At 60.7% G+C, this 22,541-nt stretch carries 25 protein-coding genes; 18 read left to right on the top strand and 7 right to left on the bottom strand.

Annotation, left to right across the window (positions count from 1 at the left end):
- The 4 genes from NKH29_RS31075 to NKH29_RS31060 form a co-directional block, all read right to left on the bottom strand.
- Positions 1-228: transposase (locus NKH29_RS31075; RefSeq protein ID WP_352638434.1), on the bottom strand; the 228-nt coding region annotated here is incomplete at its 3' end.
- Between the two features lie 242 nt (positions 229-470).
- On the bottom strand, positions 471-650 hold the full coding sequence (locus NKH29_RS31070) for a hypothetical protein (protein WP_352496237.1): 180 nt from the start codon (positions 648-650) through the stop codon (positions 471-473).
- A gap of 91 nt (positions 651-741) precedes the next feature.
- Positions 742-870: a hypothetical protein gene (locus tag NKH29_RS31065; RefSeq protein ID WP_023722056.1), complete on the bottom strand. Its 129-nt coding sequence runs from the start codon at positions 868-870 to the stop codon at positions 742-744.
- Between the two features lie 32 nt (positions 871-902).
- Positions 903-1,292 (bottom strand): hypothetical protein, encoded by a 390-nt coding sequence (locus NKH29_RS31060; protein WP_353001289.1) that lies wholly within the window; start codon positions 1,290-1,292, stop codon positions 903-905.
- Between the two features lie 610 nt (positions 1,293-1,902).
- On the opposite strand from NKH29_RS31060, the gene queC reads away from it, so the two are divergent.
- From queC to queE, 3 genes are read left to right on the top strand one after another with little or no spacing between them, the layout of a single operon-like run.
- Positions 1,903-2,601 (top strand): 7-cyano-7-deazaguanine synthase QueC, encoded by a 699-nt coding sequence (gene queC / locus NKH29_RS31055; protein WP_353001288.1) that lies wholly within the window; start codon positions 1,903-1,905, stop codon positions 2,599-2,601.
- The gene (queD, locus tag NKH29_RS31050; RefSeq protein ID WP_352618963.1) at positions 2,601-2,957 is read left to right on the top strand and encodes a 6-carboxytetrahydropterin synthase QueD; all 357 of its coding nucleotides are present in this window, start codon (positions 2,601-2,603) and stop codon (positions 2,955-2,957) included. Before queC ends, queD begins: the two co-directional genes overlap by 1 nt.
- Positions 2,954-3,688 carry a 7-carboxy-7-deazaguanine synthase QueE gene (gene queE / locus NKH29_RS31045; RefSeq protein WP_352823958.1) on the top strand — a complete coding sequence of 245 codons (735 nt, stop codon included), beginning with the start codon at positions 2,954-2,956 and terminating at the stop codon, positions 3,686-3,688. The genes queD and queE overlap by 4 nt, the downstream gene beginning before the upstream one ends.
- A 559-nt stretch (positions 3,689-4,247) precedes the next feature.
- Here queE and hemN read toward each other — a convergent pair.
- Complete coding sequence (hemN, locus tag NKH29_RS31040; RefSeq protein WP_353001287.1) at positions 4,248-5,597, bottom strand: oxygen-independent coproporphyrinogen III oxidase; 1,350 nt, start codon at positions 5,595-5,597, stop codon at positions 4,248-4,250.
- A gap of 154 nt (positions 5,598-5,751) precedes the next feature.
- Between hemN and NKH29_RS31035 the strand changes: the two genes are divergently transcribed.
- From NKH29_RS31035 to NKH29_RS30975, 13 genes are all read left to right on the top strand, one after another.
- Positions 5,752-6,498 (top strand): Crp/Fnr family transcriptional regulator, encoded by a 747-nt coding sequence (locus NKH29_RS31035; RefSeq protein WP_352823927.1) that lies wholly within the window; start codon positions 5,752-5,754, stop codon positions 6,496-6,498.
- A gap of 604 nt (positions 6,499-7,102) precedes the next feature.
- On the top strand, positions 7,103-8,734 hold the full coding sequence (ccoN, locus tag NKH29_RS31030; protein ID WP_352541542.1) for a cytochrome-c oxidase, cbb3-type subunit I: 1,632 nt from the start codon (positions 7,103-7,105) through the stop codon (positions 8,732-8,734).
- Complete coding sequence (gene ccoO, locus NKH29_RS31025) at positions 8,725-9,456, top strand: cytochrome-c oxidase, cbb3-type subunit II (protein ID WP_353001286.1); 732 nt, start codon at positions 8,725-8,727, stop codon at positions 9,454-9,456. Before ccoN ends, ccoO begins: the two co-directional genes overlap by 10 nt.
- 11 nt (positions 9,457-9,467) lie before the next feature.
- Entirely contained in the window at positions 9,468-9,617 is a 150-nt protein-coding gene (locus NKH29_RS31020) for a cbb3-type cytochrome c oxidase subunit 3 (protein WP_352690201.1), read from the top strand.
- A gap of 2 nt (positions 9,618-9,619) precedes the next feature.
- Positions 9,620-10,483 carry a cytochrome-c oxidase, cbb3-type subunit III gene (ccoP, locus tag NKH29_RS31015; RefSeq protein WP_353001285.1) on the top strand — a complete coding sequence of 288 codons (864 nt, stop codon included), beginning with the start codon at positions 9,620-9,622 and terminating at the stop codon, positions 10,481-10,483.
- A 132-nt stretch (positions 10,484-10,615) separates the two neighbouring features.
- Positions 10,616-12,175: a cytochrome c oxidase accessory protein CcoG gene (gene ccoG, locus NKH29_RS31010; protein ID WP_353001284.1), complete on the top strand. Its 1,560-nt coding sequence runs from the start codon at positions 10,616-10,618 to the stop codon at positions 12,173-12,175.
- Positions 12,172-12,669, top strand: coding sequence for a FixH family protein (locus NKH29_RS31005; protein ID WP_353001283.1), 498 nt, complete (start codon positions 12,172-12,174; stop codon positions 12,667-12,669). The genes ccoG and NKH29_RS31005 overlap by 4 nt, the downstream gene beginning before the upstream one ends.
- On the top strand, positions 12,666-14,954 hold the full coding sequence (locus NKH29_RS31000; protein WP_353001282.1) for a cation-translocating P-type ATPase: 2,289 nt from the start codon (positions 12,666-12,668) through the stop codon (positions 14,952-14,954). The genes NKH29_RS31005 and NKH29_RS31000 overlap by 4 nt, the downstream gene beginning before the upstream one ends.
- The gene (ccoS, locus tag NKH29_RS30995) at positions 14,951-15,103 is read left to right on the top strand and encodes a cbb3-type cytochrome oxidase assembly protein CcoS (protein WP_352861789.1); all 153 of its coding nucleotides are present in this window, start codon (positions 14,951-14,953) and stop codon (positions 15,101-15,103) included. The genes NKH29_RS31000 and ccoS overlap by 4 nt, the downstream gene beginning before the upstream one ends.
- Before the next feature lie 423 nt (positions 15,104-15,526).
- Positions 15,527-16,708 carry a 5-demethoxyubiquinol-8 5-hydroxylase UbiM gene (gene ubiM / locus NKH29_RS30990; RefSeq protein WP_353001290.1) on the top strand — a complete coding sequence of 394 codons (1,182 nt, stop codon included), beginning with the start codon at positions 15,527-15,529 and terminating at the stop codon, positions 16,706-16,708.
- Between the two features lie 302 nt (positions 16,709-17,010).
- The gene (locus NKH29_RS30985) at positions 17,011-17,772 is read left to right on the top strand and encodes a GGDEF domain-containing protein (RefSeq protein ID WP_353001281.1); all 762 of its coding nucleotides are present in this window, start codon (positions 17,011-17,013) and stop codon (positions 17,770-17,772) included.
- 480 nt (positions 17,773-18,252) lie between these two features.
- Complete coding sequence (ltrA, locus tag NKH29_RS30980) at positions 18,253-19,584, top strand: group II intron reverse transcriptase/maturase (protein WP_353001280.1); 1,332 nt, start codon at positions 18,253-18,255, stop codon at positions 19,582-19,584.
- A 120-nt stretch (positions 19,585-19,704) separates the two neighbouring features.
- Positions 19,705-20,901: a putative bifunctional diguanylate cyclase/phosphodiesterase gene (locus tag NKH29_RS30975; protein WP_353001279.1), complete on the top strand. Its 1,197-nt coding sequence runs from the start codon at positions 19,705-19,707 to the stop codon at positions 20,899-20,901.
- Between the two features lie 95 nt (positions 20,902-20,996).
- Here NKH29_RS30975 and NKH29_RS30970 read toward each other — a convergent pair whose 3' ends face one another.
- Positions 20,997-21,278 (bottom strand): DNA -binding domain-containing protein, encoded by a 282-nt coding sequence (locus tag NKH29_RS30970; protein WP_352818473.1) that lies wholly within the window; start codon positions 21,276-21,278, stop codon positions 20,997-20,999.
- Positions 21,279-21,394: 116 nt separating this feature from the next.
- Between NKH29_RS30970 and NKH29_RS30965 the strand changes: the two genes are divergently transcribed.
- Positions 21,395-21,646 carry a helix-turn-helix domain-containing protein gene (locus NKH29_RS30965; RefSeq protein ID WP_023722035.1) on the top strand — a complete coding sequence of 84 codons (252 nt, stop codon included), beginning with the start codon at positions 21,395-21,397 and terminating at the stop codon, positions 21,644-21,646.
- A 135-nt stretch (positions 21,647-21,781) separates the two neighbouring features.
- Complete coding sequence (locus NKH29_RS30960; RefSeq protein ID WP_023722034.1) at positions 21,782-22,009, top strand: hypothetical protein; 228 nt, start codon at positions 21,782-21,784, stop codon at positions 22,007-22,009.
- A 197-nt stretch (positions 22,010-22,206) separates the two neighbouring features.
- On the opposite strand, the gene NKH29_RS30955 is transcribed toward NKH29_RS30960, so the two are convergent.
- On the bottom strand, positions 22,207-22,389 hold the full coding sequence (locus NKH29_RS30955; RefSeq protein WP_353001278.1) for a hypothetical protein: 183 nt from the start codon (positions 22,387-22,389) through the stop codon (positions 22,207-22,209).
- Between the last annotated feature and the right edge of the window lie 152 nt (positions 22,390-22,541).

Below are 22,541 nucleotides of genomic sequence, written 5' to 3'. Positions count from 1 at the left end.
CTTCATGCGAAAGCCGATCATGTCCGCCAGGCTGTGGACGACCTGGTCCGGGCAGCGCGGATCGTCGATGCAACGCGCCAGACGCTCGGCCACCCGCAACCGCTTTTCCACCTCGGCCAAGGCCAGAACGCCGCTGTTGGACGACAGCATGCCGCCGTCGAAACGGGCGACGACGGACTTGCCGCCGACTGATGACAAACCGCTCAGCGGCAGCGCAAGATCATTCATGGTGGGTGTGGTCTCCGGGAAATGGTTCGGATCGGCTTAAGCAACCAAATCCTACGTCATTTCAACGATCAGATCCCGAGCAGCCAGCCAGTATTCGACCGTCGCTGGCGCCTCCGCCCACTGAGGCCTTGTGCTTCCTCCAGCGAGTCAAGCCGATCACCATGCGTGTCGCCAGTTCTGGTGCTCACCCACGTGCCATTTGCGATCTTGTGTCGGTGAGAGCACCGCAAGCACCTCCCCTGCTAGAGGGCAAGGCGGCTTGCGTCGCCCGTGTTGTTACTATTCTTCGCTGTGGTCGGAGTTTTTTCCTTGGCTTCGGAATCGGGACATTCGGCTTTGCAAAAAAATAGGCCATCGTGGTCGATCGTCACGCCCCCGAGTTCGGCGGCACGATGGGACGACAACGGCAGCGCAAGCTCCATTTGCGCGAGGGGCTCGTCCCTTCAAATACTTGATGCATTTGCGCTTTGCGTACCTCCGTGCATGTTGCTCGATGCAGGCGGAGACCTCTGTCTAAACGATCGCGCATCGATGCAACGCCCACGCGTAGATCGCCATCATCGCGGCGATCGCTTTGCCGCGATCGCCGCAGCCGTTTTCGAGCACGACAATCATGCCGGCGCTGTCGGCAGCGATGCGCATGCAAAAATTCACAGATGCATTCTGGCCAAATGCTAGCTGCCCAGCAAATGTCCGGCATTTCGCAAGGCCCCTAGGAAGAGACTGGCATGGCCGTGGGCATCGATCTTGGCCTGCATCGACAGGGGCATGCTGTGCCAGTTCTCCAAGGGCGCAATGAAATGTGAGAACGTACCGTTGACGATGCAATGGTGGGTAACAAGGCCCTGTCTGTCCAACGCCAGCACGCCGATCTGGTCGCCCTGATATCGGATGGCTGCGACCCGCTGGACCCCCGCATCACCGTCGACCCGCACGTCGAAAAGCAGGATGCCGCGGCTCCTGGTGGCTACCTCGGCGGCCTTTTCAGCGAAGCTTAAGGAGAGCGAGCGGACGCTTTCGACCGCCAGCTGTAAAACCATCAAATCCAGTTCATCCACTGCCATAAGGTACCTGCACGCAACACATGGGTGATAGCAATCGACCACACCGCTTGTTCACAGATGTCGGCTCACGACCGATCATTCAGGTTGTTGCCGGACGTCCATTGACCGAGGGAGTGCTCCGGTTCGAACCGATCCTGAAGCGGAATGCGCTGGATCTACGGAACCCGAGGAGCAGGCCAGCCAAAGTTGCCGCGACAATTGATGTCGTGATCATTCCAGACATCTGCATCGGCGTCGCTGAACATCCCACTGGTAAGTCCGTTGTTTGCGGCAAGCCCATCCTTGGGCCGTCTAGTACCTGAAACCCTCGCGGTGGCGTCCCTCGAGCTCAGGACCGCCGGGCGCTTGATCGTCGAGAACTTTGTTTACGAAGGTCCGGACCTCCTGCAGAGCATATTCTGGTGCGCTCGCCTTTGAGCATTCCGCTGAAGCGTGACGTTTCGCTAGTCCGTGTTCCTTGCAGGCTCACCGCGAGGGCGCCTTGCACACAGCGGCACGTCAGGGCATGAAACTCGTTCCCCGTTCACTTCACAAAATGGATTTCCTGAAGTACTGGGAGCGCAGAGAAATCTCCCGTCGCAGCCTACCCGGTTAAAACAAGGACCCAACGATGAAGACTCTCGTCGTCTGCTCCGGCGGATTGGACTCCGTTACCCTTGCTCACAAGGTGGCAGCGGAGCACGAACTCGCCGGCCTCCTATCTTTCGATTACGGCCAACGGCATAGGAAGGAATTGGGCTTCGCCGCCCTTTGCGCGGAGCGACTGACCGTCCCGCACCGCATCGTCGACATCCACGAAATCGGCGGCGGCCTTTTCGGCTCCGCGCTGACCGATAATGTGGACGTGCCCGACGGGCACTACGCCGAAGACACGATGAAGGTCACGGTGGTGCCGAACCGGAACGCCATCATGTTGGCCATTGCCGTCGGCTTCGCCGCAGCGCACGACGCTGACGCGGTGGCGACGGCCGTGCATGGTGGGGATCATTTCATTTATCCCGACTGCCGTCCAGCCTTCATCGACGCTTTCCAGATGATGCAGGACCATGCGCTCGACGGCTACGCGAAGATTCGCCTTTATGCGCCTTATGTGAACCTCACGAAGGCGGACATCGTTGAGGATGGAGCAAGATACGGCACACCATTTGCGCAGACCTGGTCCTGCTACAAGGGCGGCGAGCGTCACTGTGGACGGTGCGGGACCTGCGTCGAGCGGCGCGAGGCGTTTCATCTTGCAGGGCACCCGGACCCCACCGAGTACGAGGACTCCGACTTCTGGCTCGACGCGCTGCGCAGGAGGATCGTGTAATGTTCTGCATCACTAAGGAATTCCACTTCTCGGCCTCGCATCAGCTCACCTCTTTGCCGCCCGAGCACCAATGCGCGCGCCTGCACGGGCATAACTACATCGTCGAAGTAGAGCTTTCGGCGAAGGAACTGAACGAGCACGGCTTCGTGCGCGACTATCATGATCTGGCGCCGCTAAAACGCTATATCGACGAGAGCTTCGACCACCGACATCTCAACGAGGTGCTGGGGCATGAGCAAGTCACGGCGGAATATCTGGCCAGACATTTTTATGAATGGTGCAAGGCACGCCTGCGCGAAACCTCGGCCGTGCGGGTGAGCGAAACGCCGAAAACCTGGGCGGAATACCGGCCATGACCGATACGCATCCCGCAATCCGCGTGAGTGAGATTTTCGGGCCGACGATCCAGGGCGAGGGCGTGCTCATCGGTTTGCCGACGGTCTTCGTCAGAACCGGCGGGTGTGACTATCGCTGTTCCTGGTGCGACAGCCTGCATGCGGTGGACAATCAATTCCGCCACGAATGGGAGATGATGTCCATTGGCGCGGTGTGGCAAAACGTGCTTGCGCTTTCCGGTGGCCGCCCGCTGATGGTGTCGCTGTCAGGCGGCAATCCGGCCATCCAGCCGCTCGGCGCGCTCATCGAGCGAGGCCATGGTGAAGGTTACCGTTTTGCGCTGGAAACCCAAGGTTCGGTGGCCAGGGACTGGTTTGCCGACCTTGACGTGCTAGTCCTCAGCCCAAAGCCGCCGTCAAGCCAAATGACGACCGATTGGGCCGCTTTCGAGGCGTGCCTCCAGGCGGCACAAGGCAGGCCACAAATCGTGCTCAAGCTCATTGTTTTCGACGAAAGGGACTACGCCTACGCGAAAGACGCCGCTGCGAGATTTCCGCGGCTTCCGATCTATCTGCAACCCGGCAATCACACGCCGCCACGCCCCGCAAATGAAGACGCGCCTGTCGACCTTGACGGAATATTGAAGCGCATGGAGTGGCTGGTTGATAGCGTGACCCGCGACAGGTGGTTCGAAGCCCGTGTGCTGCCGCAGCTGCACGTTATGCTCTGGGGTAACAAGAGAGCTGTGTAGCCTAGGCCCGCTTTTCACTGAAACTGCGCCGACGAATATTCGGGTGGACGGGTTGTCCCACGCTTGAAGGCGCTGCCGGGGTGCTTGCGGACTTCTACCACCGGCACCAAGAGCGTGGCCAGCCGCTTACGATTAGGATTGTTGCCGAGGCTCGGTTTCGACGGGCGTCGGCCTGGCGCGAACCAATCAAAGGTTAGCGCGAGCCACGGGTGGAATAGTATGGTGTTGCGATCCGGCGGCGCCTGCTGCAGCTGGCACGGTCCTTGCGGATTCTCGTTGCAAGGCCGAAGGGAGCTGTCGGCCGACAACCATGATCTGGCCAGGACGATTGTCGACTGCTTCCGATACAGAAAAGAGGCCGGACTCGACGTGGCGCTTCAGGGACTGCGAAATGGAATACGGCGCCGGAAGGCACGACCGGACGATATCGTCGCTATGCCAAGACGCGTCTGGTCCGCTCCGAATCCTGTCTTGACACGACGGTCGCCGGTCAACAGCGAAAAACGTAGCGCAATCGGTTCACGATCGACTGAGAACCATGACCGTTCCTCTGCGGTGCTCAGACTGCCGCTGAGTGCCTGGCCGTTCCACCTTCGAAATATTTGTCGAACTTCGCCGCGATGCTTCTGACAAAGGGCCGGCTTTCCGCCGGCACGACGAAGCGGTCACCATCAAGTTCAAGCAGCCGCGCAGGACCATGAAGAGCCGTGGAACTCGCCTTGAGGAGAAGTCTTTGGCCGGCTTCGCCAAAGCGCTCCACCAGCTCAATCGCCGAGAAGGCGAAGTCACACATCAATCGCTCGATGATCCAGCCGCGAACACGGTCGTCGTCGGAAAGCGCGATACCCCGATCAGCGGCCAGCCCGCCATCAGCAACCATGCGTCCATACTCGGCGGTCGAAGGCATGTTCTGTGCATAGCCCTGGCGAAACTGGCTGATGGATGACGGGCCAAGGCCGATCAAGGTCTCGCAGCGATCCTCGGTATAGCCCTGGAAGTTCCGGCGCAGTGTTCCGGCGCGGGCGGCAAGCGCGAGGGCATCGCCCGGTTTGGCGAAATGGTCGAGCCCGATTGCTTCGTATCCCTGGTCCACGATCGCCCGCGCCGCAAGTTGCGATTGAGCAAACCGCTCTGCCGGACCCGGCAGCCATGCCTCGTCGATCATCGTCTGATGTTTCTTGAACCACGGCACATGGGCGTAGCCAAAAAGCGCTATCCGATCCGGTTCCAGGGTCAGTGCCTGCGCGACGGTGGAGGAGACACTCTCCCTGGTCTGGTGTGGCAAGCCGTAGAGCAGGTCCAGATTGACCGATTCGACGCCGCGCGAACGAACGCCGTCGACTACCGCTTTGGTCTGCAAAAAGCTCTGCTCGCGGTTAATTGCCCTTTGCACCTTCGGGTCAAAATCCTGGACGCCGAGGCTCGCACGGGTCATGCCGATTTCGGCGAGTGCGTCGAGGCGGGCATCGTCCATATCATTGGGTTCGATTTCGACGCCGATCTTGGCGCCGGGAAGAAAGGTGAAACTGTTGCGCAGGGCGGTTCCCAGCGCCACCAGATCCTCCGGTTTGAGCATCGTTGGCGAACCGCCGCCGAAATGGACGGCACGCACGCGGCCCTTGCCTGCGACAAGACCGGCGACGGTGGCGATCTCGGCATGCAGTGAGCGAAGATATGTGGTCACCGGTTCGTAGTGGCGTGTCTGCTTGGTATGGCAGGCACAGAACCAGCAAAGCTTGTCGCAGTACGGGATGTGCAGATAGAGCGAGATCTCGTCACCACCTTCGAGCGCCTCCAACCAGCCTCGGTAAACGACGGCATCGACCCCCGCATGGAAATGCGGCGCGGTCGGATAACTGGTATAGCGCGGGACGTTCTCGCCAAGTCTGGCAGCTAGCTCCAGTCGCATGTCGTGGTCCACCGTGTTTGCGTCGCCGGAACTGTGGATGCTTGGATGAGCCTAAGCCCTGATTTCGATCAACCTTCAGCACGGACAAACTGCCGCAAGGATTTTTCTACCGTCGATTGCTATCCTGCCCGCACTGGACCGGTAGAGCGATCGAATGACATTACGGCAGGACAGTCACAGTTCCGGCATTCCCGTTCTTTGCCTGTCTTGCGAGGCACGGCACCGCGGTGTCTGTGGTGCGCTCGAACCAGACCATTTGGCTCAGCTCGCCAAGACGTCGTCGCGGCACAATATCGAGCCGGGGGTCGAACTGATCGGCGACGCCGAGGCGGTCGACTGTTATTCAAACGTGCTTTCAGGCGTGGTGAAGCTCACGAAGAGCCTTTCGGACGGCCGCCAGCAGATCGTCGGTCTCCAGTTCGCGCCGGATTTTCTGGGACGGCCCTTCAAGATGAAAAGCGCGATCAATGCGGAAGCGGCAACAGCTGTCTCGCTATGCTCGTTTCCGAGAGCGGCCATCGAACGGATGATGAAGGAATCACCGGAATTTGTGCATCGCCTGCTCAAGCAGGCGCTGAACGAACTCGACGAGGCACGCGAATGGATGGTGACTCTGGGGCGCAAGACCGCACCGGAGAAGGTGGCGAGCTTTCTCCTCATGATCGCGCGGAACATCGGTTCCAGTGTTGACCCGGCGGCTAGGTCGGCGTGCTTCGAGCTGCCGATGACGCGTGCCGACATCTCTGATTTCCTTGGAATTACAAACGAGACCGTGAGCCGTCAGCTGACCAGCCTGAGAATGGACGGCGTGATTCGGATCGAGAACAACCGCCGTGTCACCGTGGACAGCATGAGCCGGCTGGAACGGCGCTGCGGCGGCCGAGGCGCAACCGCCCTTTGAATGACACCGAAGCTGCATGGCCTAGGTCACTTACTTCGTTCGGGGCAGGGCATGCTCGCGTTGCGCTTAGAAGAAGTCGCATAGCGATAGCCCGCTCTCCATCCGATCGCATGAGCCAGGTGCGTTTCGGCCAACTCGTCGGCGAAGCATCCATCCTCGAGGTGCTCGACGTGCAACCGGCTGTTCCAGGCAGGATTGCACTCGGCCGAAGTCAATACGCCTCACACGCAGGGGAAAATCGCCGTCTCCCCGAACCATGTATGTCACGAAGTTAGCGCAACGCTGGCGCTGGCTGTCCCAAGGCATTGAAACGATCGACGTTCGGCAAGGCATCGGCCTACTTTCCAGCGTCACAGAAGGCGCGCTTCCCACACGCCCGCGATCGCCTCCAAACCCGGCCCGACCTGGGACGCCGGGCCTGTCCATAAGCGTGGCGGCCGGTGCCGCGCTTCCACATTCGATCGCCACAGTCTGATCGCACCGAACTCGATCCTGCTCGAAGCAAAATCGTGCGGCTCTGACATGGATCAGGGCGAGCAGGCCACGGCTGCGCAATAAGGCACTGCGGTTTGGCGCCCGCTGGAATCGGAAATCGGGGCTTGCGATGAAATTCGGCACAGAGATCGTCCTTCTAAGCCTGTTTGCGTTTGCGGCCCTGGTGGCTGCCGGCTTCGGCGTAGATGAACCTTTTCGCCGGCATATGTGGGTTTTGTTCTTCGCCGTGGCTGGCTTCACTGCGATTCTGTTGCGCAACACGGAGTTCAAGCCGGCAGTTCCGATCGACCCCGCCGCTTACATGGATGGGCCGATCCGCTTCGGTGCCGTCGCCACCGTATTCTGGGGCGTCGTCGGCATGCTGGTCGGCGTGGTCATCGCCCTGCAGCTCGCCTACCCGGATCTCAACATCCAGCCCTGGTTCAATTTCGGCCGTTTGCGGCCATTGCATACGTCGGGCGTCGTCTTCGCCTTCGGCGGCAATGCGCTGCTCTGCACGTCCCTGTATGTCGTCCAGCGCACCTGCCGCGCTCGGCTGTTCGGCGGCGATCTCGGCTGGTTCGTGTTCTGGGGCTATCAGCTGTTCATCGTCATGGCGGCAACCGGCTACCTGCTCGGCATCACCGAGAGCCGCGAATACGCCGAGCCCGAATGGTATGTGGACCTGTGGCTGACGATTGTCTGGGTCGCCTATCTCATCCTGTTCCTCGGCACGATCCTAAAGCGCAAGGAACCGCACATCTATGTCGCCAACTGGTTCTACCTTGCCTTCATCGTGACCATCGCAATGCTGCATGTGATCAACAACCTGTCGATGCCGGTCTCCTTCCTGGGCTCCAAGAGCTATTCAGCCTTCTCCGGCGTACAGGACGCCCTGACGCAATGGTGGTACGGCCACAATGCCGTCGGCTTCTTCCTCACCGCCGGCTTCCTCGGCATGATGTATTATTTCGTGCCCAAGCAGGCCAACCGGCCTGTCTATTCCTACCGGCTGTCGATCATCCACTTCTGGGCTTTGATCTTTCTCTACATCTGGGCCGGTCCGCACCACCTCCACTACACCGCCCTGCCGGACTGGGCCCAGACGCTCGGCATGGTGTTCTCGATCATGCTCTGGATGCCCTCGTGGGGCGGCATGATAAACGGCCTGATGACGCTCTCGGGCGCCTGGGACAAGCTGCGCACCGACCCGATCATCCGTATGATGGTGATGGCCATCGCCTTCTACGGGATGTCCACCTTCGAAGGCCCGATGATGTCAATCAAGGCCGTCAACTCGCTCTCGCACTACACCGACTGGACCATCGGTCACGTCCATTCGGGCGCGCTCGGATGGGTTGGCATGATCTCGTTCGGCGCGATTTATTTCATGGTCCCGAAGTTATGGAATCGCGACCGGCTTTATTCGCTGCGGCTCGTCAACTGGCACTTCTGGCTGGCGACGCTTGGGATCGTCGTTTACGCCGCGGTGATGTGGGTCTCCGGCGTCATGCAGGGCCTGATGTGGCGCGAATACAACGAGCAGGGCTTCCTGGTCTACTCCTTCGCCGAAACCGTGGCCGCCATGCATCCCTACTACATCATGCGTGCCATCGGCGGCGCGATGTATCTGTCGGGCGCCCTCATCATGGCCTGGAACATCGCCATGACCATCCTCGGCTACCGGCGCGAGGAGGATCCGATGCCGCGCTCCATCCCCGCCCTCCAGCCTGTGCGATCAGGAGCCAGAAAATGGGCTTGATGGACAGACACGCGGTCATCGAGAAGAACGCCACACTGCTTCTCCTCGGGTCCCTGCTGGTCATAACGGTCGGCGGCATCGTCGAGATCGCACCGCTCTTCTATCTCGACAACACCATCGAGAAGGTCGAAGGCATGCGGCCCTATTCGCCGCTCGAGCTCGCCGGGCGCAACATCTATGTGCGCGAGGGCTGCTACCTCTGCCACAGCCAGATGATCAGGCCATTCCGCGACGAAGTCGAGCGCTACGGCCACTATAGCCTGGCGGCCGAGTCGATGTACGACCACCCGTTCCAGTGGGGCTCGAAGCGCACGGGGCCGGATCTCGCCCGGGTCGGCGACCGCTACTCCAACGCATGGCATGTCCAGCATCTCACCGAACCACGCTCCGTGGTGCCGGAATCGATCATGCCGAGCTACGCGTTTCTGAAGGACATGCCAATCGAGGTGAAGGATTTCTCGACGCATCTGATCGCCAACAGCCGTGTCGGTGTGCCCTATTCAGACGACATGATCGCTCATGCCAATGCCGATCTCATGGCGCAGGCCGATGCGAATGCCGACACATCGGGCCTGGAGAGACGCTATCCGAAAGCCAAGGTTGGGGACTTCGACGGCGATCCGCAGCAGGTCACCGAAATGGATGCGCTGGTCGCCTATCTCCAGATGCTCGGCACGCTGGTCGATTTCAGGACTTATGACGAAGCCGCCGGCTACCGCTGAGGAGAATGGCGATGACCTACAATTTCATGCGGGAGTTTGCCGACAGCTGGGGCCTGCTTGCCATGGCGCTTTTCTTCGTCGGATGCGTTGCCTTTGCACTTCGTCCCGGCAGCCGCAGGCAAGCCGAGAGAGCCGCTCACATTCCTCTCAAGGACGACTGATCATGGGCAGCGAGCATATCGACGAGGTTTTGGGCATCTCGACGACCGGCCATGAGTGGGACGGCATCAAGGAACTCAACAACCCGCTTCCGCGCTGGTGGGTCATCACCTTCTACATCACCATTGCCTGGGCGATCGGCTACACCGTCGTCTATCCGGCATGGCCGATGCTGACTTCCGCGACCAGGGGTGTGCTGGGGTATTCGAGCCGCAAAGACGTCAAGAATGAACTGGCGGCGGCCGAAGTGGCCAAGGGTAAATATGTCGCTGCCATTCAGGCGAAGACCGTCTCCGAGATTACTGCCGACGATACGCTACGCGAATTCGCCGTCGCCGCGGGTGGCGCCGCGTTCAAGGTCAATTGCGTGCAGTGCCATGGCTCGGGCGCTCAAGGGTCCAAGGGTTTTCCCAACCTAAACGACGACGATTGGCTGTGGGGTGGCAACGCCGAACAGATCCAGCAGACGATTGCGCACGGCATCCGCTTCGCATCAGACCCGGATACGCGCCTGTCGGAAATGCCTGCTTTTGGCGACATCATCACGACGGATCAGATCAAGCAGGTCGGCGCCTATGTCGCAAGCCTCTCCGATCCTGTTCAGGACACAAGCCTGATCGAACTCGGCGCCAATGTTTTCGCCGAGAATTGTGCGGCCTGTCATGGTGAGAATGCAAAGGGCAACAGAGAGCTCGGCGCACCCGACCTGACCGACGCGATCTGGCTATACGGGTCTGGCGAAACAGCCATCGCCGCGCAGGTCCGCGCGCCGAAGCACGGCGTCATGCCGGCCTGGATCGGGCGTCTCGGCGAGATCAAGGCCAAGGAACTTGCGGTCTATGTCCATTCGCTTGGTGGCGGAGAATAGGTACGCAAGCCTATTCTCGTCCTCCCCCCCACCGCCAAGCGACGAGGCCCGGCGCGAGCCGGGCCTCGGCATCATCCAGAAATCGATGGGTCGGGCTTCCGGCGAAATCGTCGCTGGTGACTGGAGCTTCTCGTGCTCGATAACACGCAAATAGAACGGCTCGAAGCCGATGCGGTCAACTCCGCCAAGATCCGTCAGCCGCTCTATGCCGCACGCAAGAAGATCTTCCCGAACCGGGCCTCTGGCAGCTTCCGCCGCTTCAAGTGGTCGGTGATGGCAATCACGCTGGGGATCTACTACCAGACGCCCTGGCTGCGGTGGGATCGCGGGCCATTTGCCCCGGACCAGGCCGTGCTGGTCGATCTTGCCAACCGGCGTTTCTACTTCTTCTTCATCGAGATATGGCCGCAGGAATTCTACTACGTCGCCGGCCTTCTGGTCATGGCCGGCGTCGGTCTCTTCCTGATCACATCCACCGTCGGCCGGGCCTGGTGCGGCTATACGTGCCCGCAGACCGTGTGGGTCGATCTGTTTCTGGTCGTCGAGCGAGCCATCGAGGGCGACCGCAACGCGCGCATGAAGCTTGATGCCGGGCCGTGGACTGCCCGCAAGCTCGTGCTGCGGGTGTCGAAACACGCCATCTGGCTAGTCATAGGTGCGGCGACCGGCGGCGCGTGGATCTTCTATTTCGCCGACGCGCCGACCCTGCTCGGCCAACTCTTCACTGGCACCGCAGCCGCGGTCGCCTACATCACCGTCGCCGTGCTGACGGCGACGACTTATACGTTCGGCGGGCTGATGCGCGAGCAGGTCTGCACCTACATGTGCCCATGGCCGCGCATCCAGGCGGCCATGCTCGACGAGAATTCCCTCACCGTCACCTATAATGACTGGCGCGGCGAACCGCGCTCGCGTCACGCCAAGAGGGTCCTTGCCGCCGGGCAGCCCGTCGGCGACTGCGTCGACTGCAATGCCTGTGTCGCGGTGTGCCCGATGGGGATAGACATTCGTGATGGCCAGCAGCTTGAATGCATCACCTGCGCGCTCTGCATCGATACCTGTGACGGTATCATGGACAAGCTCGGCAGGGAGCGCGGACTGATTTCCTATGCGACGCTGGCCGACTACAACGCCAACATGATGCTGGCGACCCCGGGCGGCTCCGGTTCAGTCAACCCGTCACTGGTCAGGAGCGCTGACGGCCTGTTCTCCGACAAGGTGGCCCGTTTCCATATCCGCAAGATCTTTCGCCCGCGCACCTTCATCTACATGGGCGCCTGGTCGGCGGTCGGTCTCGCGCTGCTCTATTCGCTGCTGACCCGCGAACGGCTCGAATTGAATGTCCTGCACGATCGCAACCCGCAGTTCGTGACGCTGTCCGACGGTTCGATCCGCAACGGCTACACCGTCAAGCTGCTCAACATGATCCCCGAACCAAGAACGATCATTGTCACGATGCAGGGCCTGCATGGAGCCGAAATGAGCGTTGTCGGCATCGACCTGCCGGCGGATCGCTCCTTCGCCATCCCGGTCGAACCCGACCGGCTGAAGATGCTCAAGGTTTTCGTGCGTCAGCCGGCAGATCAGGTTCGGGGTGCAGCGCAAAGCTTCAAGTTCCGGGTCGAAAACAAGGCAACGTTCGAGTCGGACGAATACACGGCCACTTTCAACGCACCGGAAAGCGCCAGATGAGCGACACCTCGCGACAATCCCGCGAATTCACCGGCAGGCATATGCTGTTCACCATCCTTGGCTTCTTCGGCGTGGTCATAGCGGTCAATCTGACGATGGCGACGCTCGCCAACACGAGCTGGACCGGCCTTGTCGTCGAAAACACCTATGTGGCGAGCCAGCAATTCAACAAGAAGGCCGAGCAAGGGCGAGCTCAGGCAGCCCTCGGCTGGACTGGCAAACTGACCATCGCAGGCGGTGAGGTCCGCTACAGCCTCACCGATGCTGTCGGCAGGCCGGTTGCCTTGCATGGCGTCAAGGTGCTGTTTCGTCATCCCGCCTACGAGGCCGAGGACAAATCCGTCACTCTTGCCGCTGCGTCCGGTCAGATATTCGCCGCGCACCACATGCCCAACGATGGCCTCTGGATCGTCGAAATCGACGCCGATGCGAGCCTTGCGGAACCCTATCGCGACGTTCGCCGGATCATGATTTCCCAGGGGGCGCTGCAATGAGCTGCTGCGCGCCAGGCGCCGAAATGGCATTGGACCTGGAAAAGGTCACACTGGTCCTGCCTTCTGGCCAGGAAATCAGACTGGCGAGCCGCTCGATTGGCGAAAATCTTCGCCAGACCGACCTCTCGGTGCCGGCTGTGCATTGTGCCGCCTGCATCCAGACGATCGAGACGGCGATCGGCAAGCTGGATCGCGTCGAAGGCGCTCGTGTCAATCTTTCGACGAAACGTGTTTCGGTCCGGTGGCGCGGCGAGGAGGTTCCACCATTCGTCGCCACACTTGGACGGCTGGGCTATGGCGCGCACCTGTTCGATCCCGAGGCTGATAGGAAGGACAAGACGCTCTCGGAACTGATCCGCGCCGTCGCGGTCGCCGGCTTTGCGGCGGGCAACATCATGCTGCTATCAGTCTCCGTCTGGTCCGGCGCGCAAGGCGCGACCCGCGACCTGTTCCATTGGGTCTCGGCCTTGATTGCCATTCCTGTGCTCGCTTTCGCCGGCGGCATCTATTTTCGCTCGGCCTGGAATGCGCTGCGCCACAGCCGCATGAACATGGACGTGCCGATCGCGGTCGGGGTATCGCTCGCTTACGCGATGAGCCTCTACGAGACGATCAACCATGGCGACCATGCTTATTTCGACGCGTCGGTGTCGCTGCTGTTCTTTCTGCTGATCGGCCGCACGCTGGATCACGTGATGCGGGAACGGGCACGGACGGCCGTAAACGGACTGGCTCGGCTAGCGGCGCGCGGCGCCATGGTGCTGCGCGAGGATGGTTCGCGCGACTACTTGCCGGTTGGCGAGATCGAACCAGGAATGGAGCTCTTGATCGCGGCCGGCGAGAGGATGCCCATCGACGGCAGGATCATTGGCGGGGCGTCGGATCTCGACTGTTCCCTGGTTTCCGGGGAAAGCACGCCCAGAACGGTGGGCCCGGGGGCGCAGGTCCAGGCCGGTACACTCAATCTCACCGGTCCACTGACCATCGGGGCGACGGCCGCCGCAAAGGATTCCTTCCTGGCCGAAATGGTTCGGCTGATGGAAGCGGCAGAGGGCGGCCGCGCCCGCAATCGCAGGATCGCCGATCGCGTCTCCGCGCTCTATGCCCCCGTGGTCCACCTCACCGCCTTTGTGACGTTCCTCGGCTGGATGGCGGCGACCGGCGACTGGCACCGGGCAATAACAATCGCGATCGCCGTTTTGATCATTACATGCCCGTGTGCGCTCGGTCTCGCCGTGCCGATCGTGCAGGTGGTCGCTGCGCGGCGGCTGTTTGAAAGCGGCGTCATGGTCAGGGACGGCTCCGCCATGGAGCGCCTGGCGGGGATCGACACGGCATTGTTCGACAAAACCGGCACGCTTACGCTCGGACTGCCCAGGCTGATCAATGCGCCGTCCATCGATCCGACGATGCTCGCCATGGCGGCCGAGATGGCAGCGCATTCCCGCCATCCCTTTTCGAAGGCAATCGCTGGCAATGCAGCCTTTGCCGGCCAGCCGAAACTCGCGTCCGTCAGCGAGCATCCGGGCTTCGGCATCGAAGCCATCGCCGAGGGCAGTACCTGGCGGCTGGGTCGCCGCGGATGGCGTGAGTGGAAAGCTCGGATCGGCGGCGAAGGCAAACAAGGCTATGGCGGAACCGTTCTGACGAAGGACGGGGTCATTGTCGCGACTTTCGATTTCGAGGATGAGCTGCGTGCCGATGCCAAGGCGGCCATCGAGCAACTGAACGGCGCCGGCGTGTCGGTGGAGATGCTGTCGGGCGACACAGAAGCTGCCTGCGGCGAAGTCGCGGAAGCACTGGGCGTCGAGCGCTTCGTTCCCGCGTTGCTTCCCTCCGGGAAGGTCGAACACATCGAAGCATTGACGCGAACTGGCCACAAGGTGCTGATGGTCGGCGATGGGCTCAACGACACGCCTGCATTGGGCGCCGCACACGTTTCGATCGCTCCGGCCACGGCGGCGGATATCGGTCGCAACGCCGCGGATTTCGTGTTCCTGCGTAAAAGTCTTCTGGCGGTCCCACTTGCTTTAGACATTTCGCGGAAGGCCGGACGGCTGATCCGGCAGAACATCGCCATCGCGATCGTTTACAATGGCATCGCCGTGCCGGTCGCCATTCTGGGGCACGTTACGCCACTGATCGCGGCGGTCGCGATGTCCGCCTCGTCCCTCCTGGTCATCGGCAATGCGCTACGTCTGCAAGGTTTCGTGTCAAATGCATCGGTGCAAGATGCCCGACATGACAGGGGCTCGGACATTGGCGCACTGGCACAATCCTCATGACGACGCTCGCCTACCTCATACCTGTGGCCCTGTTCCTCGGAGTGCTTGGGCTGGCGGGGTTCCTGTGGGCCTTGAGGAGCGGCCAATATGAAGATCTCGATGGCGCCGCCGAGCGGATCCTGATCGACCGCGACGAGCCACGCAGTTGACCCAGCCTGCCCTGCGAGGACTCGCTCGAATATTTTCCGCGGTTGCTTCGCGTCATGCCGATTTCGGCGCGCGACGGGTGCGAACGGATCAGCCAGAATACGTTGCCGAACTTTCGGCCAGGAAAGGGCCGCACCGAACGGGAAGCCGGCCATTCCATGATGACCTGACCAGACCATGGTGTGGCGATCGACCAGTCGACCGTGAACCCGCCGTTGCCGCGTTTATCGAGCCTGGTTGATCCACATCAGGGTTATCTCTTCATAGGCATGGTTTCATTGAGCATTTTTGAACGGAGAACGGATGTCTAACGGACGGTTAGGTCGCGTGGAGACGCTTGGGGAGATGAGCCGCAAACCGTGGATCGATTGCGATGCGTTCCAGTGCCCTTCGTCGTAGATAGCCGACGCAATGGCGGCACGCTGATGGCCGGCTCTGTCGATAGATTCGACATCATTGTCGTCGGAGCCGGGCCGGTCGGACTTTCCTTCGCCGCGTCGCTTGCCCAGAGCCGACTCAAGGTGGCAGTGGTTGAACGGCAGTCACTCGAAACCCTGGCGAATCCGGCTTTCGACGGTCGCGAGATCGCGCTGACCCACGCTTCGGTTGGAATCCTTCGCGAGCTCGGCGCCTGGGATATCATCCCCGCTTCGGACAAATCACCACTTCAAGGCGCGCGTGTGCTCAACGGATCGAGCCCTTTCGCCCTGTGCTTCGATTCTCCCAGCGGATCTGGGGAACCACTCGGAATTCTGGTCCCAAATTGTCGGATCCGCGACGCCCTGTTCAAGATTGTCCGCTTCCAGGATCATGCCCGGCTGCTGTGCGGCCACTCGGTCGTCAATGCAACAACCAGCCACAAAGAAGCAGTCATAACGCTCTCTGATGGCAGGCAATTGGCCGCTCGGCTGCTCGTTGCAGCGGATTCGCGTTTGTCCGCGACGCGCGACCTGCTCGGCATTGGCGCCGACATCAATCGGCTTGGCAACTCCATGCTGATTTGCCGGGTGAGGCACGAGCGCGCCCATCACCAGATCGCGGTCGAATGGTTCGATCACCATCAGACGATAGCGATGTTGCCGCTCATGGAAGGCGTATCGTCGCTGCTTCTCACTTTGCGCTCAAGCGAGGCCGACAGACTGCTTGCTCTCGACGACGATTTGTTCCTCATGGAATTGACGAGCCGGTGTCGAGGACGCCTCGGAGAGATGACCTTGGCAAGCACCCGCCATGCCTATCCGCTGGTCACGACCTGGGCGCACAAGTTCTGGGCTCCGAGTGCGGCACTGATCGGCGATGCTGCCCTCGGCATGCACCCGGTGACCGCGCATGGCTTCAACATCGGCCTCAGTGGCCAGAAGCAACTCGCCGATAGAATCCTGGCGGCATGTCGCGAGCGCCGCGACATTGCTGATCCCGACATGCTCGGCAGATACGAAAGCCGGCTGCGTCTGTCGGCGGCACCGCTCTATCATGCTACGAATGTACTTGTCGCTCTCTACTCAGGCGAGCACCCGGCGGCACGGCTTGCAAGACATGCGGGGCTTCGCTTTGCCCAATATCTTCCCTTTATCCGTCATGGCATTTCGGCCATGCTCAGGCGGTGAATCGCAGGCAGCGCTGCCGCTCTGGAACGCTATCTCGGCCCGGCTTCCTTTTGTCTCGCCGGGCGCGTTTGATGCCGTTCGTAAGGCTGCTTCCATGGTGACGATGCCGATCCTGGGATGGTTCGGATCAAGGCATAGCACGGTCAAGATCTCGATGGTCAGCCGGCAATCCTAACAGCAGACGTGCGACCCGGAGCCATGGTGAGCGCACTGGTTACCCCCGCTGGATAGTTAACCCGTCCTTCAGTGGGCTTGCGTAAGCTTGTCGTCGCGAACAACGATGGGAGCAAGCCGGTCCGTCCATGGCCCCGAAGAATGAAGACACGCTGGAGGCCAAAATCCGTCAGGATCAGCTTGCTGACCTGAGGACCGGCCTCTTCGTGTCGATGCCGATAAGCGCTATCCTGTCAGGCCTGATTTGGACGGTGCACGCCCTTTCTGGCAGCGGCTTTGCCGCTGCAATCTGGTTCCTGGTCGTCAATGCGATAAATGCCGCCCGCCTTGCACTCGCGCGTTATCAGCTAAAGGAAACGGGGCGCCATGACGGTTTAGTGGGGGTTTTGCCGCGGCTTCGCTGGTTTGGCATCCTTGCTCTTCTGGCAGGGTTTGCCTGGTCCTTCCTGGCCGCCCTGACTGTTGGATACACGACACCTCAAGCACCGCTGCATCTGGTCATTCTGGCGGGCATTTCAGCTGGTGCGGTTACATACGGCAGTTCGTATGCCGCGGCGGCGATCAACTTCATAACACCTCCGCTCCTCATCACGGTGGGATGCCTTTTGGCGAAAGGCAATTTTGAAGACTACACTCTGGCTTTTACCGTTCTGCTCTTCATGGGCGGCTTGGTTCGAGCTTCGTTTGTTGGGCAAGCACGCTTCCGCGAAGCGAGCCGCCTGAGGCATGAGGCCGAGCGGCTTGCGGCGGAGATGAAGGCCAGTTCCAGGCAGGACCACCTGACGGCCCTTCTCAACAGGCGTGGCCTCGAACACGCTATCGGATGGTTCGAGACCGCGGATGGTCCCTTCGTGGCAATGCTGATTGACCTGGACGGGTGTGCGCCGTGACAAGGCGGCACTTTCCAGTGGGTGCAAACCCCACCCGGCAACCGCTCCAGCCGGAAGCAATCGGAGCAGGCATGGAGGAGACGAAATGTCTGAAGCCTTCGATTAGCGGGTCACGAATTGGTGACCGCGCGAGTGTGCAGGCCGCAACGTGAGTGAACGCCGAGCAAGCCTCGAAAAGGTCGATGTGCAGGCCGACCCGACAACCCTTTCGGGGAAGGCTGATACGGCTGGGTGAATGAGCGAAGACGACGCCCAGCTGCTGCACCGGGGTAGTGGCGGCAGCATGTACACAAGGAAAGCGCACGCAACACGGGAAGCCCCAATGCGTGATCAGGGATGATCAACCGGACGCCCGCGAGGGACAGGCCGGGCGCGCTGGGGTGGCGGAGAGGCCCGTAGTACCGGGGAAGCCGGGTAATGCCGGTGGAGGGAAGGGGCCTCAGTTCAAGACGAACGCAACAAGTGGAGAGGGACCGGAGATTGGGAAACCTAGCAACTCCGAAGAGTGTCCAGAAACTGCAGACGGCGTTACACGCGAAAGCGAAGGCAGAAGCCGGCTGTCGCTTCTATGCCCTGTACGACAAGATCAGTCGCGAGGATATTCTGGCGCATGCCTATGCCCAGTGCCGCTCCAACAAGGGCGCACCGGGTATGGACGGTCAGGACTTCGCGGACATCGAAGCGTATGGGGTCGAGCGGTGGCTTGGCGAACTGGCGCTTGCGCTCAGAGAGGAGACTTACCGACCGGAGCCAATCAGACGAGTGTTTATACCGAAGGCCAACGGCAAACTCAGGCCGCTGGGCATCTCGACCGTGCGGGATCGGGTCTGCATGACGGCAGCGATGCTGGTACTGGAGCCGATCTTTGAAGCCGACCTTCCACCGGAACTCTACGCCTATCGTGCCGGGCGCAATGCCCAGCAGGCGGTGATCGAGGTGGAGGAGTTGCTGTTCCGTGGTCATCCGGAAGTCGTTGACGCCGACCTCGCGGACTACTTCGGGAGCATTCCCCATGCCGAACTGATGAAGTCGGTAGCGCGCCGGATCGTTGATCGGCGCGTGCTGCATCTGCTCAAGATGTGGCTGGAATGCCCTGTCGAAGAAACCGATGATCGAGGCCGCAAGACACGCACGACCGAAGCACGGGACAAGCGGCGCGGCATTCCGCAGGGCTCACCCCTCTCACCCTTGCTGGCAAATCTGTACATGCGCCGGTTCGTGCTGGGATGGAAGAAGCTCGGCCTTGAGCAGAGCCTCGGCTCTCGCCTCATCACCTATGCCGACGACCTCGTGATCTTGTGCAGGCGGGGCAATGCGGAAGCAGCGCTTCAGCACCTGCGCGAGATCATGGGCAAGCTGAAGCTGATGGTGAACCAGGACAAGACACGAATCTGCAAGGTGCCGGAAGGCGAGTTCGACTTCCTGGGCTACACGTTCGGACGGATGTACTCTCCAACGACTGGCAAAGCCCGTCTGGGCTACCGGCCATCGAAGAAGAGCATCAGGCGCGCTGTGGAGAACATCCACGCGCTGACCGACCGAAAGGGTACTTGGCAAGAGACCACATATCTGGTGAAGCGGATGAACCGGACGCTGCGCGGATGGGCGAACTACTTCTCGGTAGGAACCACCAGCAAGGCGTATCGGGCACTCGACAGCTACACCGCAGTGCGGTTGCGCCGGTGGTTGCGGTCCAAGCACAAGACCAGACGAAGCAAGGGCGGGGCCTATCCAGACTCGCACCTTTACGAACACTTTGGGCTCGTACGTCTGACCCAACTAGGACGCGGCGTGTCGTGGGTGAAGGCGTGAGTTCTTGTCCGAGAGCCGGATGCGGGAGATCTGCATGTCCGGTTCGATGAGCGGGGTGTGGAATCGGAGCTACGGTTGAACCACTAAGGCACCGCCAGACGAAAGGGGCGGCAAACAGATATGTTCAACCTACCGCCACCGCGCCACACCTCGACTCTACTCAAATCCGTCAACGATACCTACGGTCACAGGACCGGTGATGAACTGCTTGTCAGGATCGCCCGCCGCATAGAGGAGGAAGCACCGGAAGGCTCAACGCTCGCTCGTATCGGCGGCGATGAATTCGTGCTGTTTTTTCCCTCAACGAGGGTTTCGCTTTCTGCCAGTGATCTCGCCTCCAATATCATAGCCAAAATTGCCCGCCCCTATATCGAGGTCGCGTCCGTCCGTGTCGGGGCATCGATAGGAATATACTTGGCGCAGACGCCGGGCCTGACGGAAATGTTGTTGCGGGCGGATATCGCCCTTTACACGGCCAAGCGTCGTGGCAGGAACGAATTTTGCCTGTTCGATGCCGAACTCGACAGGGAACTGCAACGCCGCCAGTCCGTCGAACGGGACCTTCATTCGGCGATAAAGACGAGAAGCTTGCAACCTTGGTTCCAGCCGATCGTGAAACTCGACACCGAGGCCGTGGTCGGTTTTGAAGCCTTGCTGAGGTGGTCCCATCCGACTCATGGTGCCATCTCTCCACCCGACATCATCACAGCTGCACGCGAAACCGGAATGCTTCAGCTGCTGACGCAAACCGTATTCGCCGACTGTTGTGCTTTTATCGACGGCCTGGTGAAAGCTGACTGTCGTGATCTCCGTGTGGCGATGAATGTTTCACCGCGCGAACTGGAAGCCGGCGATATCGACGACATGGTTCTGAATGGTCTGGCGGCAAGAGGTCTCCCTGCCACGATGTTCGAGATCGAGATTACCGAAGAATCCCCGGTTGACCCGGACAGAGTGGATGAAAAGCTCGGACGGCTTTCACATGCCGGCATTTCCATCGCGCTCGATGACTTCGGCACCGGCTTTTCCACGTTGGCATCGCTCAAGGACAGTCGGATACGCAAGGTGAAAATAGACCAGGGCTTCATTCGCGGCTTGGCCAAGTCCCGAGAGGACCGACTGCTTGTCAAATCGGTCATCGATCTCGGTAACATGCTCGGGATCGAGGTCATGGCCGAGGGCGTCGAAACAGAGGCGGATCGGCAAACCCTGCACAAGCTTGGCTGCCGAACCGCTCAAGGCTTCCTGTTCTCCAAGGCTGTGCCTCTGAGCCAAGCACTGGAAATGGCAGTCGAACAGCACGCGAACCAGTTGTGACCGCTCCCGCCGCGCCGTCTCTCGCGGCCGTGCGCTCATGAATGGCGGGTATCTGAACTTCCTTGTTTGAAGAGCATGACTATCCGTGCTGTGCGTCAGCCGGCGAACAGTTCCTTGTAGCCAGTCGTCACCATCCAGTTCGCCCGGTCGATATGGCTGCGAAGAGCCTTGCGGGCGCGGACCGGTTCAAGGGACGGGTCGATGCCGAGAATGAGATCGGCCATCTCCTCTTCGCTGGCATTATCGGCGCAGGCATCCAGGATCCGCAGGTAGATCGTGAAATGCTCCCTGTCGTAGCTCGTGAGGTTCTCCGACCAGGGGACTTCATCGCTCAACGTTGAGCTTCGACTCTCATCTGTTCCCATTGATCGATTCATGCCTGTTGCGAGCCTCGGCTGTTGAGCGCTGGATGCAACGCAGCATATCCCAAAATGGGATAATCCGAAACCGGGATTAGTCGCTGATCCGGTCTTTACCCGACCGGTTCGCCTACATGCCCAAATCTCTTCGCTCGCCCCGCCACCAGCGGTTTCTGGCCCAGCTGGTTTCCCTGCGCAAGGCCAAAGGCCTGACTCAGGCGCAGGTGGCCGAGAAGCTTGATCGTCCCCAATCCTTCGTGGCCAAGTACGAGGGTGGAGAGCGGCGTCTCGACGTCATCGAGTTTCTCGACTTAACTGCGGCGCTTGACGCTGATCCGTGCGAGATTCTGTCCAGCCTGCGGGCTAACGGGCGCCTGCGCGTCTAACGGCTCGCGCCGGTACCGTGAACCGAGCGCGCGTTTCTTCGGCAAGCTGCCATTCCGCTGCGGGTGGGTCTTTACCAAGCCATGCCGATATAGGATGATAATCCTAGGTGGGGCGATTCCTCAACGGAGATCGCAATGGCTAGGACCAAACTTTCCAAGCAGCTTTCACAGGCTGAAATCGAGCGCTTTCTGGCGGAGGCGGAACGGCTGCACAAGAGCATCGTCCAGCCGCTTCTATCACCTAGCAGCAACCATTACCGGGCTCTCCAACGCACCCATGAAGCGCTGTTAAAGACGGTGAAGGATATCACGGGTAAGGATGCGCCGTTCATTCAATGGTTCGGAACAGGACCGGTGAATTAGACCCGACTTGTAGACTCCACGCTGCAAACGTCCCATTCTCTCTTCGGAGGGAAGGGGCGTGGGCAACCATCGCTTTCAAGACAACTCCTGGCTGGCTTTCTTGCCTTCGAATCGACCCTGCCGCTGTCGGCTGCAACATCAAAGCCAGTATAAGCTACAAAACGGGCGAGCGCGTCTATCATGATCCCGGACAGGAATTACTGGGACACGCGCCTCAACCTGTTGAAAGGCGAGCGCTGGTTTTGTTCGGAGCAAGCCGCGCGCACGGCGGCGATGTCGTCGAGTTTCTCGGCGTAACTGCGGCGCTTGACGATGATCCGTGCGAAAAATCTGTCCGGCCTGCCGTCCTGGCGGGCGCCCGCGCGCCTGACGACGCGCACCAGGTGCTCGTGAACCGAGCCCGCTTTTCTTTGGCAAGCTCAGGCGGTCTCGGCCATTCGGCTTCGCCCCTTGGCGTGGGCAGCCCTTCGGGCTGTGACGGCCGGCCGCCCCCGCGGGCGGGGGGGGGGGGGTGTGTTGGGGTTACGGGGGG

It is taken from the genome of Mesorhizobium sp. M1295 (assembly GCF_040318135.1).
In the GTDB taxonomy this organism is placed as follows: domain Bacteria; phylum Pseudomonadota; class Alphaproteobacteria; order Rhizobiales; family Rhizobiaceae; genus Mesorhizobium.
This window is presented reverse-complemented; position numbering and strand designations above follow the sequence as displayed.

Excerpts from the sequence above, each read along its gene's own strand:
- NKH29_RS31070 (WP_352496237.1), bottom strand. The coding sequence starts at position 650 with ATGGAGCTTGCGCTGCCGTTGTCGTCCCATCGTGCCGCCGAACTCGGG.
- NKH29_RS31065 (WP_023722056.1), bottom strand. The coding sequence starts at position 870 with ATGCGCATCGCTGCCGACAGCGCCGGCATGATTGTCGTGCTCGAAAAC.
- ubiM (WP_353001290.1), top strand. The coding sequence starts at position 15,527 with ATGGCCGGCTCTGTCGATAGATTCGACATCATTGTCGTCGGAGCCGGG.
- NKH29_RS30965 (WP_023722035.1), top strand. The coding sequence starts at position 21,395 with ATGCCCAAATCTCTTCGCTCGCCCCGCCACCAGCGGTTTCTGGCCCAG.
- NKH29_RS31005 (WP_353001283.1), top strand. The coding sequence starts at position 12,172 with ATGAGCGACACCTCGCGACAATCCCGCGAATTCACCGGCAGGCATATG.
- ccoN (WP_352541542.1), top strand. The coding sequence starts at position 7,103 with ATGAAATTCGGCACAGAGATCGTCCTTCTAAGCCTGTTTGCGTTTGCG.
- NKH29_RS30985 (WP_353001281.1), top strand. The coding sequence starts at position 17,011 with ATGGCCCCGAAGAATGAAGACACGCTGGAGGCCAAAATCCGTCAGGAT.
- NKH29_RS30970 (WP_352818473.1), bottom strand. The coding sequence starts at position 21,278 with ATGAATCGATCAATGGGAACAGATGAGAGTCGAAGCTCAACGTTGAGC.
- NKH29_RS30960 (WP_023722034.1), top strand. The coding sequence starts at position 21,782 with ATGGCTAGGACCAAACTTTCCAAGCAGCTTTCACAGGCTGAAATCGAG.
- NKH29_RS30975 (WP_353001279.1), top strand. The coding sequence starts at position 19,705 with ATGTTCAACCTACCGCCACCGCGCCACACCTCGACTCTACTCAAATCC.
- NKH29_RS31020 (WP_352690201.1), top strand. The coding sequence starts at position 9,468 with ATGACCTACAATTTCATGCGGGAGTTTGCCGACAGCTGGGGCCTGCTT.
- ccoS (WP_352861789.1), top strand. The coding sequence starts at position 14,951 with ATGACGACGCTCGCCTACCTCATACCTGTGGCCCTGTTCCTCGGAGTG.
- queC (WP_353001288.1), top strand. The coding sequence starts at position 1,903 with ATGAAGACTCTCGTCGTCTGCTCCGGCGGATTGGACTCCGTTACCCTT.
- ccoP (WP_353001285.1), top strand. The coding sequence starts at position 9,620 with ATGGGCAGCGAGCATATCGACGAGGTTTTGGGCATCTCGACGACCGGC.
- NKH29_RS31000 (WP_353001282.1), top strand. The coding sequence starts at position 12,666 with ATGAGCTGCTGCGCGCCAGGCGCCGAAATGGCATTGGACCTGGAAAAG.
- queD (WP_352618963.1), top strand. The coding sequence starts at position 2,601 with ATGTTCTGCATCACTAAGGAATTCCACTTCTCGGCCTCGCATCAGCTC.
- ccoO (WP_353001286.1), top strand. The coding sequence starts at position 8,725 with ATGGGCTTGATGGACAGACACGCGGTCATCGAGAAGAACGCCACACTG.
- hemN (WP_353001287.1), bottom strand. The coding sequence starts at position 5,597 with ATGCGACTGGAGCTAGCTGCCAGACTTGGCGAGAACGTCCCGCGCTAT.
- queE (WP_352823958.1), top strand. The coding sequence starts at position 2,954 with ATGACCGATACGCATCCCGCAATCCGCGTGAGTGAGATTTTCGGGCCG.
- NKH29_RS31060 (WP_353001289.1), bottom strand. The coding sequence starts at position 1,292 with ATGGCAGTGGATGAACTGGATTTGATGGTTTTACAGCTGGCGGTCGAA.
- NKH29_RS31035 (WP_352823927.1), top strand. The coding sequence starts at position 5,752 with ATGACATTACGGCAGGACAGTCACAGTTCCGGCATTCCCGTTCTTTGC.